7 protein-coding genes are annotated in these 20073 nt (G+C 38.9%); 6 read left to right on the forward strand and 1 reads right to left on the reverse strand.

Features of this window, described 5'->3' with window-relative positions:
* Window positions 1-112 precede the first annotated feature (112 nt).
* From tsaE to HSM_RS08090, 5 genes are all read left to right on the forward strand, one after another.
* Window positions 113-583, forward strand: a complete 471-nt coding sequence (gene tsaE, locus HSM_RS08065) for a tRNA (adenosine(37)-N6)-threonylcarbamoyltransferase complex ATPase subunit type 1 TsaE (protein ID WP_012340706.1) — start codon at window positions 113-115, stop codon at window positions 581-583.
* A gap of 3 nt (window positions 584-586) precedes the next feature.
* Entirely contained in the window at window positions 587-1795 is a 1209-nt protein-coding gene (locus tag HSM_RS08070) for an N-acetylmuramoyl-L-alanine amidase (protein WP_012340707.1), read from the forward strand.
* Between the two features lie 15 nt (window positions 1796-1810).
* Window positions 1811-3658 carry a DNA mismatch repair endonuclease MutL gene (mutL, locus tag HSM_RS08075; protein ID WP_012340708.1) on the forward strand — a complete coding sequence of 616 codons (1848 nt, stop codon included), beginning with the start codon at window positions 1811-1813 and terminating at the stop codon, window positions 3656-3658.
* Window positions 3655-4590: a tRNA (adenosine(37)-N6)-dimethylallyltransferase MiaA gene (miaA, locus tag HSM_RS08080; RefSeq protein ID WP_012340709.1), complete on the forward strand. Its 936-nt coding sequence runs from the start codon at window positions 3655-3657 to the stop codon at window positions 4588-4590. The genes mutL and miaA overlap by 4 nt, the downstream gene beginning before the upstream one ends.
* Before the next feature lie 694 nt (window positions 4591-5284).
* Entirely contained in the window at window positions 5285-17056 is an 11772-nt protein-coding gene (locus tag HSM_RS08090; protein WP_012340712.1) for a YadA-like family protein, read from the forward strand.
* A gap of 121 nt (window positions 17057-17177) precedes the next feature.
* On the opposite strand, the gene miaB is transcribed toward HSM_RS08090, so the two are convergent.
* Window positions 17178-18602, reverse strand: coding sequence for a tRNA (N6-isopentenyl adenosine(37)-C2)-methylthiotransferase MiaB (gene miaB / locus HSM_RS08095; RefSeq protein WP_011609310.1), 1425 nt, complete (start codon window positions 18600-18602; stop codon window positions 17178-17180).
* 150 nt (window positions 18603-18752) lie between these two features.
* Between miaB and HSM_RS08100 the strand changes: the two genes are divergently transcribed.
* A complete protein-coding gene (locus HSM_RS08100; protein WP_012340713.1) occupies window positions 18753-19919 on the forward strand; it encodes an FAD-dependent monooxygenase in 1167 nt (388 codons plus the stop codon).
* The last annotated feature ends 154 nt before the right edge of the window (window positions 19920-20073 follow it).

Raw genomic sequence — 20073 nt, forward strand, 5'->3', positions numbered from 1 at the left:
AGTTTTACGGCACCGTCAGATAAAAAACTTACGGATTATCACACATAAAGCTAACAAAAATCAGTAAAAGTGCGGTACAATTCGCAAGTTTTTCACTTTTAAAACGTGGCTTATGAACTATCAAACATACATTCCTGATGAATATACTATGTGTCAATTTGGTAAAAAGTTGATACATAGTATTGCTCAAATCAAAAGTAACAAAGGAATAACCCTTTATTTACAAGGTGATTTAGGAGCAGGAAAAACTACGTTAAGTCGAGGAATGATCCAAGGTATAGGACATACCGGTCATGTTAAAAGCCCTACTTATACCTTAGTTGAAGAATATCATCTTGATGAAAAAGATATTTATCATTTCGATCTTTACCGCCTTAGCGATCCTGAAGAATTGGAATTTATGGGCATTCGAGATTACTTTAATGAAAGATCCATTTGCTTAATCGAATGGGCAGAAAAAGGGCAAGGCATATTACCTGAGCCTGATTTAATCGTTCATATCAATTACTTTGATGATGCACGTAGTATTGAATTACACTCTATATCAGAACAAGGCCATTTAATTATTCAACAATTAGTTTAAACCATGAATTACTTACAACGCTTGATTTTCATTATTTTAGCGATTTTCGCCTTTAATCATGCTTTTGCTCACGTTTGGACAATTGCCATCGATCCCGGACATGGGGGAAAAGACCCCGGTGCTATTGGACGTCGTCTCAATATCTATGAAAAAAATGTTACCCTTTCCATTGCTCGTGAACTAAAGAAATTGTTAGATAAAGATCCTCACTTTCGTGCCGTACTCACACGAGAAGGCGATTATTATATTTCAGTCTCTAAACGCTCGGAAATCGCACGTAAACATAAGGCAAATTATCTCATCTCCATTCATGCCGATTCATCTGAATCAAGTTTGTTACGTGGTGCATCGGTTTGGGTTTTATCCAATCGCCGAGCCAATAGCGAAATGGGACAATGGCTGGAAGATCATGAAAAACGTTCCGAATTGTTAGGCGGTGCTGGTGATGTCTTAGCTTCACATAAAGAAAAATATCTAGATAAAACTGTATTGGATCTGCAATTTGGACATAGCCAGCGTGTTAGTTATGAACTTGGTTCAGTTGTTTTACGTCACTTTGCTCGTATCGCAAAATTAAGTCGTAGCACACCGCAACATGCCAGTTTAGGCGTTTTACGTTCCCCTGATATTCCGTCTATTTTGGTTGAAACAGGTTTTCTTTCCAATGCAGAAGAAGAAAAAAAATTAAATACCCTTGCCTACCGTAAAAAATTGGCAAAAGTTATTTATGATAGTTTAGTAGAATATCGCAAACGCAATTTAAAAGTAGATCTCAATACCACAAAGAATACCCGCCAAACTAAACCAAAAACCAACAGTGCGGTAGATAATACAAATAAAACACCCGTTAAAGACAGCGGTATTCGTCATAAAGTAAAAGCAGGCGAAGGATTAACGAGATTAGCAAGAATCTATAAAGTGAATATTAAAGATATTATCAGTTTAAATAAACTCAATCGTAATCAACTTTGGCTTGGTGAAATAATAAAAATTCCTGCTAACAATGAAAATACACCAAAAGAGAAAGAGAAAGCGAAAGAGAAAAAGAAAGCTAAAGATAAAAATGCAACATTCCATGTAGTGAAAAAAAATCAAACACTCTATGCAATTTCACGTCAATACAACATTCCTGTGAAAACTTTGCTCAAACTCAATCCCAAACTAAAAGATGGCAAAGTACAAACAGGGCAAAAAATTAAATTACGTGAATAAGGGCTAAGCAAACGTATGACAATTAAAATTCTTCCTCCACAACTGGCTAACCAAATAGCGGCGGGCGAAGTGGTAGAGCGTCCGGCTTCTGTCGTCAAAGAACTGATTGAAAACAGCTTGGATGCAGGAGCGACACACATTCAAATTGAGATTGAAAATGGTGGTGCAAATTTAATTCGTATTCGTGACAACGGCATAGGAATTGCAAAAGATGAACTCCATTTAGCTCTTGCTCGCCACGCAACAAGCAAGATCGCCAGCCTTGATGATCTTGAAATGATTTTAAGTTTAGGCTTTCGTGGCGAAGCACTCGCAAGTATCAGTTCAGTTTCCCGTTTAACCTTAACCTCTCGTACAGCACAACAAAATGAAGCATGGCAGGTTTATGCACAAGGTCGAGATATGGAAACCAGCATCACACCCGCTTCTCATCCGATTGGCACAACAGTTGAAGTAGCAAATTTGTTTTTTAATACGCCTGCCAGACGCAAATTTTTACGTACAGACAAAACTGAATTTGCACATATTGATGAAGTAATCCGCCGTATAGCGTTGGCAAAACCTCAAGTTGCTTTTACGTTGACCCATAACAATAAATTAATACACCGCTATAAAAGTGCGGTAACAAATGAGCAAAAAATTAAGCGTATTGCGACTATTTGTGGCAATGATTTTATGCAAAATGCGTTACATATTGATTGGAAACATAATGATCTACATCTTTCCGGCTGGGTTATACAACCTCAGTTTGCTCGTCATCAAAATGACCTCAATTATTGTTATATCAATGGCAGAATGGTGAAAGATAAAGTGATTACTCATGCTATTCGTCAAGCTTATTCAGAATATCTGAGCAATGAAAAATATCCGGCATTTGTATTGTTTATTGATCTCAATCCGAATGAAGTAGATGTAAACGTACACCCAACCAAGCATGAAGTTCGCTTTCATCAAGCTCGTCTAATTCACGATTTTATTTATCAAGGCATGACAAATGCACTCACCTCTGAACAAACCAATATTCCAATACAGAGTGAACAATCCAATCCAACCAAAGTTGCCGAACCTCAAGGTATTTGGAACTTGACCACGCATAACAAAGGTAATCGAGCGACTGCCGGCAAAAATATTTTTGCCCAGCAACCTAAAGATTATGATAAAAAATCGTCTCAATTTAAACCGCACTTTGCAGCAAATTACAGCGAAGTAACGCCAAAGAAAGCAGTGCAAAAAGCCTATGCAGAATTACTCGCAACACATGAAGAAAAAACTATCGCCTCTTCTACTCTACCCCATCAATTTACACACAATGCAACGCATATCAGCGAACAGAAAAATGTTTTACATGCACTTGCATTAATTGAAAATAAGGCATTGTTATTGCAACAAAACCAGCAATATTTCCTCCTTTCTATTCAGGCATTGCAGCATTTCAATATCCGCTTACAGTTGCAACAAAGTAATATTGCACAACAAACATTGCTTATTCCGATTTTATTGCGTTTAAATAAACAACAATATCAATCTTGGCAACAGCAAGCTCTATTTTTTCAACAAAGCGGTTTCGATTTTACAGACAATTCTGCACAACGCAGAATAACTCTAAACCGTTTACCTATTTGCTTGCGTACACAAAATATACAAAAAATAATTTTACAGTTATTGGATCAACCTCATGAAAAATACACTATTTTTCTTACCGCACTTTGCTCACACTTGGAATTTCCCTCGCTCAGTACTTTCTCCGAAGCTGTAAATTTACTCACAAAAACTGAGCAACAATTTTCAACCCAACATCAACTAGAATTCCAATCTTTATTAGTCAAAATAGAGTGGGATCACTATTTAGATAAATTGCAATGAATAAAAAATCAACTGCTATCTTTTTAATGGGGCCAACCGCTTCCGGCAAAACCGACCTCGCTATCCAATTACATCAAGAACTTCCTGTTGAAGTCATCAGTGTCGATTCAGCTTTAATTTATAAAGGCATGGACATTGGTACAGCAAAGCCCAATGCACAAGAATTAGCACTAACACCTCATCGCCTAATTGATATTAAAGATCCAAGTGAAAACTATTCTGCCGCAGAATTTCGCCGAGATGCCTTGCGAGAAATGCAAAAAATCACGCAACAAGGAAAAATTCCGCTTCTTGTTGGCGGTACAATGTTGTATTACAAAGCCTTATTGGAAGGACTTTCACCGCTTCCTTCAGCGGATGAAAAAGTGCGGTTGGAAATAGAACAAAAAGCAGAAAAATTTGGTTGGGCAACACTACACAACGAATTAGCCAAAATCGACCCAATATCAGCACAACGTATAAATCCCAACGACAGCCAGCGAATTAATCGTGCATTGGAGGTCTTCTATTTAACAGGACAATCTTTAACAGAATTAACCGCACAAAAAGGCGAAGAAATTCCTTATCACATCATACATTTTGCTATCGCACCTGAACGAGCTGTTTTGCACCAACGCATTGAACAACGTTTTCATAAAATGATCGAACAAGGCTTTCAACAGGAAGTCGAAAAACTTTATCAACGCTCGGATCTACACCCTAACCTACCCTCTATTCGTTGTGTCGGTTATCGACAAATGTGGGAATATTTACAGGGTAATTATGGTAAAGACGAAATGATATTTAGAGGTATTTGTGCCACAAGGCAATTAGCAAAGCGACAACTTACATGGTTGCGTGGTTGGAAATCGCCCATAGAATGGCTAGACAGCTTAAACCCAAAAAGTGCGAAAGAAAAAATCATAAAAACTATAAAACATAACTGTAAATAAAGTTCACAAAATCGTTTTTTTCTATAAAAATTTAGGATAAAATGGCTCGAATTTTTACTTGACAAATAAAATAGAACCGAAGAAATGACAGCCTACAGCCTACAGCCTACAGCCTACAGCCTACAGCCTACAGCCTACAGCCTACAGCCTACAGCCTACAGCCTACAGCCTACAGCCTACAGCCTACAGCCTACAGCCTACAGCCTACAGCCTACAGCCTACAGCCTACAGCCTACAGCCTACAGCCTACAGCCTACAGCCTACAGCCTACAGCCTACAGCCTACAGCCTACAGCCTACAGCCTACAGCCTACAGCCTACAGCCTACAGCCTACAGCCTACAGCCTACAGCCTACAGCCTACAGCCTACAGCCTACAGCCTACAGCCTACAGCCTACAGCCTACAGCCTACAGCCTAGTATATTGCCTAAAATCAACCTTGCAAGGTAAATTTGTGAGGTTGGACATGTTCAAACAACATCTTAAAAATCACCTATTTCAACCTCAACCTTTCGGCGAAAGTATTATTCGCCTTTTTTTGTTGTGTCTTAAAAAGCAAGGCATCGCCGATTTATTTATCAATCTATCTAAAAAGTAACACGTTTAATCAATAAACAACCGTAAAAAAGTTAAAAAAATCAACAAAATAAATCAATAAAAAAACCTAATTTTAAAAGCTTAAAGAGAGTGAATTTATGAACAAAATCTTCAAAACCAAATACGATGTAACAACGGGTCAAACGAAAGTTGTGTCTGAATTAGCGAATAACCGTCAAGTGGCGAGCCGTGTTGAGGCGACGGAGAGTAAGCCGAAGTGCGGTGTGTTTTTAGGCATGTTTAAGGTGTTGCCGTTGGCGTTGGTGGTGTCGGTAGCTCTCTCATCAAATACTTTTGCTGCATGGATAGGCACTTATGGAGGTACTGTAGGTTCAGAAAAAAGAGAAATGGAATATATTTATAAAGGTAGGGATAAATATAGATTACATGGAGTTGCTTTGAATCCTTCAGGAAATAATAATGGCTCAAATTATTCTAAAGTTAGTATAGGAGGTGTGGCTGTAGGACATGATGCTTGGGCATCAGGGGATAATTCAACAGGTGTTGGGGCAGACGCACACGCTATAGGTATGCAGTCTGTGGTAGTGGGTAATAATTCTGGAGCTAACAATCAGTCTGTCGCTATAGGAAGTGACGTATTTGCTTATGGTAAATCTGCTATTGCTATTGGTAATGATGATATAGATGATCATAGGTTTAATGATAGATTGCCGGTAACAACGATTAACAATTTGTTTAGTAACCTTGGTTCGAATCTAGAATTTTTTAAAGACGGTTGGTCTTCTTTTGCAAAAAAATACATCAGTGACAACGGTACAGATAATCGTCATTACAGCCCTACGTATGCTAAAGGCGTGGGTAGTATTGCGATAGGTTCAAGAAACATTGCGGGTGGAGAGTTTGCTACTTCCTTAGGTGCATTATCTTTTGCATTAGCAGACAGGTCAACAGCCATTGGAGTTCGTGCATTTGTTGACCAAAATTCCACAGGTGGTGTTGCTATTGGAGATGAATCAAGGGTTTTTGCTGCAAATTCATTTGCTATAGGAAATAAAGCTGAATCAACAAATAAAGGCTCTTTATCATATGGTTCAGGAGCAAAAGCGGTAGGAGAAGGATCCATAGCGATAGGGTCGACAGTAATATCTAATGCTAAATATAAAGATGGAACGGATGAAAAGTTTAGAACAAAACTTATGTCTGAATTAGGTATTGGAATGGTTACCGAAAAAGTAGATACTTCAAATCACGTAAAAGAAACCTCAGCAAAGGTAAGTAATCTTAAAGTTGGAAATAATAATGAAATTGTTCAATCCGGATTTTCTGCTCATTTAGATAGAGATCAAATTAATGAAAAAATTAATAAGGTTATTCAAGGCTTAACATTCGCTTATGAAGAAGAAAAAGATACTTTATTATCAGTAGGTGGTACAGATATCAAGAAAACAAAGAGCGATGGAAAACATGGCATAACTGTTGGGTATTACACTGTCAATAGTGGTGATAATACTGTCGCTATAGGTACAGCTTCCTATGTAAAAGGAAGAAATTCTGTCGTTTTAGGTGCGTTAAATAATGTCGGACAATATGCAAGTAATACGATAGCGATTGGGGTTGGGACAAATGTACATAAAGAAAACTCAATCGCTTTAGGAACGGGCACAACAGTAACAGGTGCGGGCGTTGTGGCTATCGGTTCCGGCGTTGGTGTAACAAAAGACAATACAATAGCTGTGGGTTATGGAGCATTGGGAAAATCAGGAGAAAGTATTGTTTTAGGTAATTCAGCAACATTAGAAGAGCATGCCTCAAAATCTATCGTGATAGGTAATGGTGCAAAAGTTGAAAATACAAAGAAAGATGACACAATTAAAAAACTAAGTTGGCCTGAGGATGAAAAATATAGGAATGGTGAAAAAGAATTAGAAATGTCGGCTATTGCTATAGGAACTAGTGCAACAGCTAACGCTCAAAATAGTGTAGCGTTCGGAAATGAAGCTCAAGTAAGCATGGAAAATTCTGTGGCATTAGGGAATAAATCACATACAAAATATTTCTATCAAGATGATAATAACAAAAACATAGCCACGCTCATCGGAAACGGCAAAAATGATGCGATTAATTTAGATCCCTATGTTCCAGAGGGTTCTAGCTATAACTTAAAAACTGATAAAGCGGCGGGTATTGTGTCCGTCGGTTGGACAAAGGATAACAGTAGAAATCAAGAACTGGGCTTAAGACGGATTGTCGGGGTGGCACCGGGTGCGTTGGATTCTGACGTGGCGACGATTGGACAATTAAAAGCCTTAGAATATGTAAAAAGAGAAGGCTTAGTCGTTTATTATACGGAAGATAATGGAAAAATATATAAATTAGTTAAAGGAACAGATGGAAAATTCTACAAGGTCAATACCAAAAATGGCACACCATTAGATAAACAAGAAATTCCAAAAGAAAAAGTATTAGTTGGGGCTAAAGGGCATAACGAGAAGATACAATACATAAATGCTGATAAACAAATTGCGGACATAGGAGAAAAGATAAGATTCGGGCATTTAGCCGATGGAGAGATTTCCAACAAATCCGATCAGGCGATTACTGGGGCACAACTTTATGATCTTAAAGGTAAGTTGGGGTTGGAATTAGAGACCAATAATACACAATTCAAAGGACATAATTTTACAGCAGTTGAATATATTGAAGGAACACAAGGATCGCAAAATACTTTTAAAGGTGCAATAACGGAACTGATTAAAGCCGTCAATAAAGGTTATAAGTTCAGTGATGGAACGAAAACTATTGATAAGATTTATTTTGGCTCAACGATTGAAATAAAACCAGAAGATATTTCTGATAATGGTACTCAATATAAGAGTAAAAATTTAAAAACAAAAGTTGAAAAAAACAGTTCAAAGGCACAATTCACCATCGGCTTAAAAGACGATCCAGAATTTAATACTGTAAAACTTACCGGCACCCCTACAGAGAACACTCACGCCGTTAATAAAAAATACGTTGATGACAAACTCAAAGACGTGGCTTCAAATATCCACTTTATGTCAGTACATACACCGACCACAACACCAAAAACAAAAGGCAATTACAACAACGACGGTGCAAAAGTTGAGGGGGCGATTGCGATTGGTGTGGACGCAAGTGCCGCTTCTGAAAACTCCATCGCTATGGGTAAAGGCTCGAAAATTGAGGCGGAAATATCGAACGCCGTCGCTATCGGGGCGAATAATCATCTCAGAGGGAAGAATAAAGGTCAAGATAAGCATACGGTGGCTATTGGTTCAGACAATATCATCACCGGACGAAAAGTTGTGAATTTAGGTTCGGAGAATAAGATAGGCAGTTCTGAAAATAATTATAAAACTGACCCATCAGCAGGTGCGGTCAGCATACGAGTGATCGGGGATAATAATATCGTTCGTGGGGTATGGAATACCGTCATCGGTGAAGAGAATAAATTTACAGATTCCTCAGTCTATGTTCATTTGATGGGTGATAAAAATACCGTCACAGATTCTAAAAATACCATCATATTAGGCGATAACAATATTGTCTCAAAATTAGCAAACTCTATCATCATTGGTAAAAACATAACTGCTAAATCTAATGTTAAAAACGATAATAATTTAATCGTCATGGGTAACCAAGCCCAAGCAACAAATGCGAATAACAGTGTTGTGATCGGTGCGTCTGCAAAATCTACAGCGACAAGTGCGGTTGTGATTGGACAAGGTGCCGAATCCAAAGCCCAAAGTGCGGTAGTTTTAGGTAAAGGGGCGACTGTTCAAGCCAACGCCACCGGTGCAGTAGCGATTGGTGAAGGGGCGTCTGTATCTACAAATGCTGGTAATTCGATTGCGTTAGGGAAAGGATCGCAAGCGACGGCTAAAGCGAATGCAAAGGCAAATGCTACTGTAGAGGGCGTGAATTTTGCCTTTGCAGGTGGGACTGGAAATAATAAGACAGTATTAAGCATAGGTAAAGCTGGAACAGAGCGTGTCATTAAACACGTGGCAGCGGGCGAAGTGAGCAAAATCTCAACAGATGCTATTAACGGAAGTCAATTGTTCAGTGTGACAACAGAATTTGCAAAACTGGCAAAAGATGTCCTTGGGGCGGAATTAGGCACAACTAATCAATTCAAAAAATCAGCATTTAAGACATTAAAAGCCACAAGTACGTCTACGGATACCGCACAAAACAAAACATTTAGAGAAGCGATTAATGCAAATATAGACCAAATTAATAAAGGCTTGGTATTTAGCGACGGCACAACGCATGGCACAAGACAGCTGGGCGAAAAGATCACCATACAAGCCGGTGTTGTTGATGGTGGCGATTATGTCAGCGATAACATCAAAACGAATTACGGTAAGGATCAAGGAGTATTCCTAATTGGAATTAAAAAAGCTCCACGTTTTGAAAAAGTCACAGTAACTAAAGATGTTGAAGACACAAGTCCTGAAATGACCTTAACCACGAAAAAATATGTGGACGGAAAACTTGCCAATGTCGCCGCTAAATTTACCGTCAAGGGCGATACTAACGGAACAGACGGCAAAGGGTATGAATTAAATAAAGACAATACGGAATTGAATATTAATGGAGATGCTAAAAACATCACCACAGAGGTGGATAAAACCGCTAAAAAATTAACAGTATCGCTTAATAGTGCTTTAACAGGCATTACATCGATCGGAAAAGACGAGAGTAACAAAATCACGTTTAATGGTGGTACAACTATCACAGCCGGCGGTGCAGGGTTAACTTTAGCGAATGAGGGTGACAAAGTTAAAATCTCAAATGTGGCTGATGGTACAACTGCTAATGATGCGGTGAATAAAAGCCAATTGGATACAAAACAAGATAAATTGACAGGTACTATCACCGCAAATAATGGGCTACAAATTACATCGGGAGATGGTAAAAATACTGTCGCTAGTAACATCACTTTAGGCTTAGAAACTGGCTTAAAAGACAAAATCGACAATGCCTTAAGTAAAACCGAAGCAGGGAATACCTATGCGAAAGTGGATGCGTCGAATATAAACAATGGTAATCAAACAGCATGGAGAAATAAACTAGACGTCTATTCTAAATTGGAAACAACGAATGAAATCGCCAAAGCGAAAGAAACAGTCACAAATGGTGCAGGAATTACGGTTACAGAAACGGCTGCTGGAAATGGAGCTAAAACATTTAAGGTTGCATTAGAAAATAGTTATAAAACAAAAATAGATGATATAGGTACCGGAACTGTATCAGATAAAAATGACAAAACCGTAACGGGTGGCAAAGTACACGAAGCTATTGAGGCGGCAAAAACTGATATAAAAGGTAAACTGTATGCAAACACAGCAACATTTGGCTTAAAAGGTAATGATAGTCAAGAAGTTAAAAAGACACTAAATAATAGTATAGAAATCAAAGGAAGTGAAACGGCTAGAACTAGTGGCACAAATATTTATGTATCAAAAAATGATGAAAACGGTCTAAAAATCGAATTGGGTGAAACGTTAAAAGGAATAACTTCGATTACTAAGGGCGATAATAAGTCTAAAATCGACTTTAAAGATGACAGTATTGATTTAACGCCAGTTAATGGAAAAACTGTCTCTATAACAAAAGACGGTAAAATCAGCGGCTTATCAGATGGTCAAATTGAGAACGCCTCAAAAGACGTGGTCACAGGAAATCAATTGCATGATCTAGCGGGTAAATTAGGCGTTAGTGTGGATACAAATTCTAAAACCGGTTTTACCGCACCGTCGTTTGTCGCCGTCAATTATCAAGGGCAAACAGAAACTAACGGAAAAACCACCTTTAAAGAAGCAATCAATGATTTGATCGTGGCTGTGAATAAGGGGTTTGTAATTAGTGATGGAACCGATAATGGAACGCTTAATCTAGGAGATACATTACAAATTAAAGCGGGTAATATCGATAAACCTGATGCACAAACCTTAGGATTTACCAGCGATAACATTAAAACAAAATATTTATCAAATAAAAAAGAAGTGTTAATCGGGATTAAAGAAAATCCGAATTTCAAAACGGTAACAGTAACTGACACAATTGATGAAAAAACGCCGGAAAATACGTTGATCACGAAAAAATATGTTGATGAAAAATTAGCCACTAAAGCAGGGACATTTAACGTGAGTTCGGATAAAGGTGACACAAACAATATCACCGGCACTTTATCTGTCAAAGGTAAAGAAGATGATGCTAATGGCAAACATAAAAATATTAAAACAGAAGCGACAGGATCGAATTTAACGATAGCACTTAATAGCGACTTAAAAGGTATATCGACTATTGGAAAAGATGATAAGGCTAAGATTAGCTTTAATAAAGATACTGCTAAAAATGAGATCGAGTTTAGTTTGGGAGATAACACGAAATATAAATTCGATGAGAATGGATTAGACTTAGGAGGTAAAAAAATCACCGCACTTGCGAGCGGTTTAGGGTTGAAAGATGCTGGTACTGGAAACGGAAATGCCGACATTATTAAAAAAGTCCTCGAGGGAACTCTTGATAATGGCAGTAACATTAAATCCACTAACGCCGTCAATGTAAAAGACCTTTCCGAAGTCGCCAAAGCCCTTGTGGAAAAAGGACTATCCTTTGAGGGTAATGGTGGTTCTTCTGATAAAGTCACACGCAAACTCGGCGACACTTTGAAAATTGTGGGCAAAGGAAGTGGTGCTAACTCAATAACAACCACTGAAAATAATATTAAAGTGTCTAAAAATACAGCAAACGATGGACTGGAAATTGGCTTGTCTGATACTTTAATAGGTATTAAATCTGTTGGTAATGGCGATAATGCGAAAATTACTTTAAGCGGAAGTAATGGAAGCAAGGACAAAATTACCTTCAAAGCAGGTAGTTCAGAGGTTACCCTAGCCGATGGTAAATTTAGCGGCGTGTCTGAAATTAATAAAGAATCAGGCAAAGCTGCGTTGAAACTTGAAGCCGACAAAGCGACCTTAGAAAGTGCTAGCGGTAATTCCAAAGTGGAATTAAAAGATAAAGCAGTAACAATTACAGCTAAAGAGGATAAAGGATCGTTAAAACTCACCGAAAACACTGCAACCTTAGAAAGTGCGAAAGACGGTTCAAACCTGGCATTGGATAATACCAGTGCAACGTTAAGTGCGGGTAAAAATAAGGGCAGTATTAAAGTTACCAATGGAGCGGATAACAAAATTGAGTTAAGTCCGGAAAACGGCTCAACCGTTACGTTGAAAAAAGACATGACAAATGGCGGAGTGCAAGCCACCGGCTTGTCTACCATCGGTAAAGATGAGAATAACGCTTTAGTGTTTAAAAACGGTACGAGTGGCACGAACACGGCAGAGTTAAAAGTGGGTGGTGCGACTTTGACCTTCACGCCTACTGGAAATGGAATAAGTGGAACTAACCAAACAGTGAAAATCTCTAATGTTGCGACTGGTAAGATAGAAAGTGGTTCATCAGAAGCCATCACTGGCGGACAACTTTCCGATTTAGCAAGTAAATTGGGGGTTGAGGTTGACAGTGGGAAAACTGCGTTTACAGCACTATCATTTAATCCGATAAAAGGCGGTACTAAAGACACTACTAGTGGCACGACTGCGGCTGCCCCAACAACCTTTAAAGAAGCTATTACACAGTTAATTACCGCCGTGAATGGTGGCTTGACCTTTAAAGGGAATGATACTTCCCAAAGTAAAACCACATTACAATTAGGTGGAACATTGACCATTGATAGTTCGAGTGCTGGTAGTGAAAAAGACATTACAGCAAAACTGGAACCGTCTAATGGTAGTGATCCTAAAGATAACGGTAAATTAACGCTGACGTTAAATAAAGCTACTTCTGTAGATAAAAATGACGAAAAAGTCATTACCTCAAAAGCCGTAGCAACTGAGCTGGAAAAATATACGAAAACTGCTGATTTAGGTAATACGTATTTGAAAATAGACGGGTCGAATATTGGTGGTGCTTCAGGTAAACAAAAATTTGGTAGCAATGTCGGTATTGCTGAAATCAAACTTGGCGAAACTGACAAGAGCGACACTGAATTGGTACAAGCTAAAGCTTTAATCAGCTATCTAAAAGGTACAGGTCAAAAATCCGTTAAAGTATCCGATAATCCAGAAACTAAGGCTGAAGGAGACTATTCTATTGCTATTGGCGATAAAGCGGTAGCACAAAATGAAGGTGCAATTGCTATCGGTTATGGTGCTAATGCTAAAAATAGAAACGCACTTGCCATAGGCAGAGATAGTGAGGTATTGGGCGAGCATGCTACGGCTATCGGCTACAAAAATAATGTATCACGCAATCATTCCGGTGCATTCGGGAAACAAAACACGGTTAAAGGAGATCATTCCTATGCTGTGGGTGCTTATAATACGCTAGCTGGCGAACACACTTATGTCTTGGGTTCAAATATCACGACAGACGACAAAGTAAAAAATGCTGTTATCTTAGGTAATAACTCAAAAGGTGAGAAAGATGCGGTATCTGTGGGTAGTGATACGCAACAAAGACGAATTGTTTATGTTGCCGATCCAACGAGTAAATATGATGCTGTGAATAAACAATATGTCGATGCACTTGGATTAAAATTCAAAGGTAATGATGATAAAAATATACACAGAAAATTATCAGAAACATTAGAAATAGTTGGTAAGGGATTAAATAAAAACCAAACTACTAAATTTAATGGCACAAATGGAAATATTGCCGTTAAATCAAGTAATGGTAAAGATAAAAAATTAGAAATATCTCTTAATGAGAAATTATCAAATATTAAAACAATAGAAAATAAAGGTAGTTCAATAGAATTTAATGCAAATGATAAAAATGGATCTAGCAAAACAATTAAAAATTTACTTCTTACAGGAAATGGAACAAAAATGGTTCTTTCTTACAAAGGAGTACATTTAAATGAAAAACAATTGATTGGACTAAAAAGTGGACTATTAGAAAAACACAACGGAGAAGATAAAGATAGAAAAGATTTAGACTATTTAATAGAAAATGTTGATAAATTATCTATTAAAACGCATGCAGTTAATGTAGGAGATTTAGCTAAAATTTCTAAGGAAATAGTTGAAAAAGGGTATAAATATAACGCTGATATTCCGTCAGGTAATAGCAATGATACCAGCATAAAACTAGGCTCAACTATATCTATTGTTAAATTATCCGGTACATCAACAAATGGAGTAATAACATCTTCACAACCGAGTACACCTACAATAAATATTGGAGACTATAAAGGAGATAACCTAATCACTCGATATACTAACGAGAGTGGAAACGCCAAGATCGAAATCGGGTTTAAAGACGCACCGATGTTTAGCAAAGTGACACTTTCTACACCGCAAATTTATGGTAATGGTACAGGTAGCGGAAATGCTGTTAGTGATAACGATTTGATCACCAAGTCCTACCTTGATGCTGCATTAAAAGACTTTAAGTTTAATGTGGAATATGGTGATAAGAAAGTCCAAATCGGTCGCAACGACACCTTGAAATTTGCAGATGGGCTGAATATTAAATTAGAGTTAGCCCAAAATGGTACTACAAAACCAAGTGCGGGTAGTTCTGCTACATCGATGACGGCACCAACTACAAGCACTCCATCAAGTAGTGCAGTTGGATCAATTGGTGGAGATAGTGCAGGTAGCACAAGCACTACAACAACATCAAATTCTTCTTCAAGCACTGCTCAGTCAAATGGTGCAGGTACAAATGGCAAAAGTGGTACAAGCAGTACAGCTTCGTCAGGAGCTACTCCAAGTACGACAACAGCCGGCACAGCAAGCAGTACAACATCGAACACTACAGCGGTGGTGACGATTGGTACGACTGAGGACTTGACAGGCTTGAAATCTGCCGAGTTTAACGGCGATAACGGTAACACGACTCACATTACCGGCAATGAAATTGTGTTGAAAGATCAGGCAGGTAACGCTCATACACAAACGGCGACATCGCAAATCATCACGGATAATACAGATCCCGATAAGGAAAAAGCGGTTGTGACAACGGCTGAGGGCGTGACAATGTCTGTGGTCAGCGATGATCAGGTTTTGGTCAATGATCAAACAGCAGAAGCGAATGTTTTAAGCAATGGCAAGCACACAACCGAGGTGAAAGCCGGTGAGGTTGCTATTAAGGACAAGGCTGGTAAAGATGTCGTGAGCTTGAAAGTGGCTGACGGTGAGGACGGTCAAGATGGCAAGGGAGCTACGCTGGCGTTTGCTAAAGGCACTGACGGTAAATCGGGCACTGGCGTAATCACGGGCTTGAAAGACCTAGATGCCACGGCTGACGGTTCAAGTGCGGCGAATAAAAACTATGTGGATGAAAAAGTGTCCGACTTAGATAGCAATCGTCCGTTTAACTTCTACATCCAAGAGGGCGATGACTATACCAAAGTCGTGAAAGGACGTGATGGTAAGTTCTATGATCCTAAAGATTTAGAGGGGGCGAAGTATGATGCAGAAAGTAAAAAATATACTTCTCAAGATGGACAAGAAGTTACACCAGAATCGGATAAAGTCATTATTCGTGCCGAACCGACTGCCGCACCTATCGGGATGAATAACGTAGCGAGTGGTTTGGGACTGGCAGATCCTGAAACTGATCCTAAAAAAGTTGAAGAAGCGAAAGCAGAAACGGCGAAATTAGAAAAAGATGTGACGGATAAAAAAGCAGCCGTCAGCGAGAAAGCCAAAGCACTTTCTGAGCAAGCGAAAAAAGCCACTGATTGGATGCTTGTTATCAATGGTTTAGAGCAAGCCATGAATGCCATGCCTGAGGGTGAGGATAAAACGAAACTTCAAACTCAATTGGAGGAAAACAAGAAACAGCTTGAAAAAGCTAAAGAAGAGCTAGGGAAAGCAAAAACTGCTTTAACCGAGGCTCAGACAGAATTAACAAAAGCCAATGACGCTTACGAGAAAAACTACGAGGGCTATGAAAAAGTTGCTGACTTAGTGAAACCTGATAGCCAAGCGGATTTAACCAACGTAGCCACCATTGCTGACGTGCAAGCGGTAGCGAAATCGGGCTTGAAGTTTAAGGGCAATGATGGTGTTGAAGTGCGTAAACAACTCAGCGAAACCTTAGCAATTAAAGGTGAAGAAAATGCAAGTGACGAGAAGTTTAACAGCAACCTCACCGCCGCCGGCAATATCAAAGTGGAAATGGCACAAGATGGCAAAGGCTTAGAAGTTAAATTGTCTGACCAGTTGAAAAACATGACTTCGTTTGAAACTCGTGAAGTGGACGGTAAGAAATCCCACTTGGACAGCAACGGTTTACAAGCGAGCAGTCTAGACAGCGAAACTTTTGTAAATGCACAGGGTACCCATATTACGGGCAAAGGAAATCATGCCGGTCAATCAGCAAGTTATACCCTCGATGGCGTGGCGATCACAGGTAAGAACGAAAGCGTGCAGTTGAATACGACCGCTCTTTCCTTTGCAACCACTCGAGACCAAGCTGGTAAACCTGTCGGTACAGGGGTTATCCGAGGTCTGAAAGACTTGGATGCCCATGCTACCGGTGATATGGCGGCAAATAAAAACTATGTGGACGAAAAAGTGGGTGCTGCCGTTAATCGCCTAGATAATGTCATCAGTACCAACAACCGAACCTTACAGGCGGGTATTGCCGGTGCGAATGCGGCGGCAGCATTGCCTACAGTAACGATGCCGGGTAAATCGACCATTGCGTTGTCCGCAGGGACTTACAAAGGCAGAAATGCGGTAGCGATAGGCTATTCACGTCTAAGCGATAATGGTAAGATAACGCTGAAATTACAGGGCAACAGCAACTCTGCCGGTGATTTCGGCGGTGGCGTGGGTGTTGGTTGGACATGGTAGTCTAGTTTAACCGCTATAAAAAAGCAGTGAGTAATCACTGCTTTTTTTATGATAAAAGTTTCACCGCTCTTTTTAGTTTTTGACGTTCGACAAAATCGAAAAGAAAATCCTGTTAAATTAATTACCCTTGATAATGTCCGACGCCCAGCTCGTCTTCTTTACGAGTGCGGTTAATAACGACTTGCGGAGATTGAACAATACGTAACCCCATTTCATCTTCGGTACGAACTACCTCACCTCGCAGAGAATTGGTATAGACATCAGTAATTTTAATATCTACGAACTTACCGATCATGTTAGGCGTTCCTGCAAAATTAACTATACGATTTGTTTCCGTACGACCTGTTAATTCCATAATATCTTTTTTCGATGGACCTTCAACCAATACACGTTGCTCTGTCCCTAACATTGCTCGACTAAATTGTGCTGCTTGATTGTTAATGCGTTGTTGTAGCAAATATAGGCGTTGTTTTTTCTCTTCTTCCGTTACATCATCAGGCATATCTGCTGCCGGCGTTCCGGGACGAGCAGAATAAATAAAGCTAAAGCTCATATCAAAATTCACTTGAGCAATTAAATTCATCGTGTCTTCAAAATCCTGATCCGTTTCCCCCGGAAACCCAACAATAAAATCTGAACTAATCTGAATATTCGGCCGCACTTTTTTCAATTTGCGAATAATTGATTTATATTCAAGTGCGGTATGATTTCGCTTCATTAAATTCAGTACACGATCTGAACCGCTTTGCACAGGTAAATGTAAGAAACTCACCAATTCAGGCGTATCCGCATATACATCAATAATATCATCAGTAAATTCAATTGGGTGGCTGGTGGTAAAACGTAATCGATCAATTCCATCAATAGAAGCGACTAAACGTAATAACTCAGCAAATGAACAAATACCGCCATCATGTGTTGGTCCACGATAAGCGTTCACATTCTGCCCCAATAAATTGACTTCACGCACCCCTTGCTCTGCAAGTTGTGCAATTTCGAATAAGACATCATCTACGGGACGACTTACCTCTTCACCTCGAGTATAAGGCACTACACAGAATGAACAATATTTATTACAGCCCTCCATGATAGAAACGAACGCTGTCGGTCCTTCCGCTCTCGGTTCCGGTAGGCGATCAAATTTCTCAATTTCAGGAAAACTTACATCAACCACCGCACTTTTTCCACCACGAATTTGATTAATCATTTCAGGTAGGCGATGCAATGTTTGTGGTCCAAATACAATATCAACATAAGGTGCACGTGAACGAATATGCTCCCCTTCCTGTGAAGCCACACAACCGCCCACACCAATTACCAAGCTCGGATTTTGTTTCTTTAATTCTTTCCAACGACCTAACTGATGAAACACTTTTTCTTGTGCTTTTTCACGAATAGAACAGGTATTTAATAGCAATACGTCTGCTTCTTCCGGTACATCAGTCAGTTCTAAACCATGGGTATTTAAAAGCAAATCTGCCATTTTCGAACTATCATATTCGTTCATTTGGCAGCCCCAAGTTTTAATATGTAATTTTTGTGTCATGTCAGTTTTTAAAATTAATATCTAAGTAAAAAATCAGTCGGTCATTTTACCGAGTTGTTGTAGCTGTTGCCAGCTAAAAATCAGATTTTATTTTTTAAATTTAACCAATAACGCTAAAATAGCGAAAATTAGTCTGTGGAGAAAACACGTATGCAAAAAGATATTATTGTTGTTGGTGGCGGTATGATTGGTGCGGCTTGTGCGACAGGATTAGCTCAATTGGGATTACAAATTCACGTCATTGAACATCATTCTCTACCTGAATTTGATTCGACATCGGAGTATGACATTCGCATTTCTGCAATTAGTGCTGCATCAGTTAATTTATTGAAAACCCTAAAGGCATGGCAGCATATCGAAAAAATGCGTATTTTCCCTTATCGAGGACTGGAAACTTGGGAAATTGAAGGTTTTGCAACCCAATTTCACTGCCAAGATTTACAGTTAGCGGAACTTGGATTTATGGTAGAAAATAATCTTATTCAACTAGGATTATGGCAGACATTTTCTTCCTACCATAATATTACTACCAACGTGGAAAATGCGATTAAAAATGTTGAAAAGTGCGGTAAAAATTGGCGTATTTTTTTATCCAATGGAGAAAGTTATCAAGCACCTCTCATCATTGCAGCTGACGGTGCCAATTCACAATTACGCCAAATTGCAGGCATAGGTTTGACAGGCTGGCAATATCGACAAGATTGCATGCTCATTTTAGTGAATGTAGAACAAGATCAACAACATATTACTTGGCAACAATTTTATCCCTCCGGACCTAGAGCCTTGTTACCATTACAAAATAAGCAAGCCTGTTTAGTTTGGTATGACAGCCCACAAAAAATACGTGAATTAAAACAGCTGTCAAATGAAAAACTTGCAGAAGAAATTCATCAAGCATTTCCCCCTAGACTGGGCAAAATAAACGTACAAAAATTTGCGACTTTTGCACTAACACGTCGTCATGCACAAGATTATTTCAAACAAGGTATTGTTTTAGTTGGCGATGCCGCTCACACGATTAATCCTCTTGCCGGACAAGGTGTCAATTTAGGTTTTAAAGACGTCAAAGTCCTGCTTAGTGTAATTGAAAGTGCGGTAAAAAATAATGAAGATTTTTCAACGGATCATGTTTTACAACGTTATCAAAACCGACGGAAGCCTGATAATTTACTGATGCAATCTAGCATGGATTTGTTTTATAAAGCCTTTAAAGAAGATAGCATGCCATTAAAAATAGCTCGTAACTTGGCATTACTGGGTGCAAACAAAATCACGCCTCTTAAAAAACAAGCGTTGAAATACGCACTTGGTTTGTAAAAAATCACCTAAAAATGAAATCATCACTTTCAATTATGAGCTAATCGCTATATCATTAGCCATTCAAAACTAAGGGCGCTTGCAATTTTATTGTGGGCTTTTTATTTCTACTCAATACCTGAACAAACGCAGGTTCATTAGGGAGAAAACCAAA

This window comes from Histophilus somni 2336, assembly GCF_000019405.1.
In the GTDB taxonomy this organism is placed as follows: Bacteria; Pseudomonadota; Gammaproteobacteria; order Enterobacterales; family Pasteurellaceae; genus Histophilus; species Histophilus somni.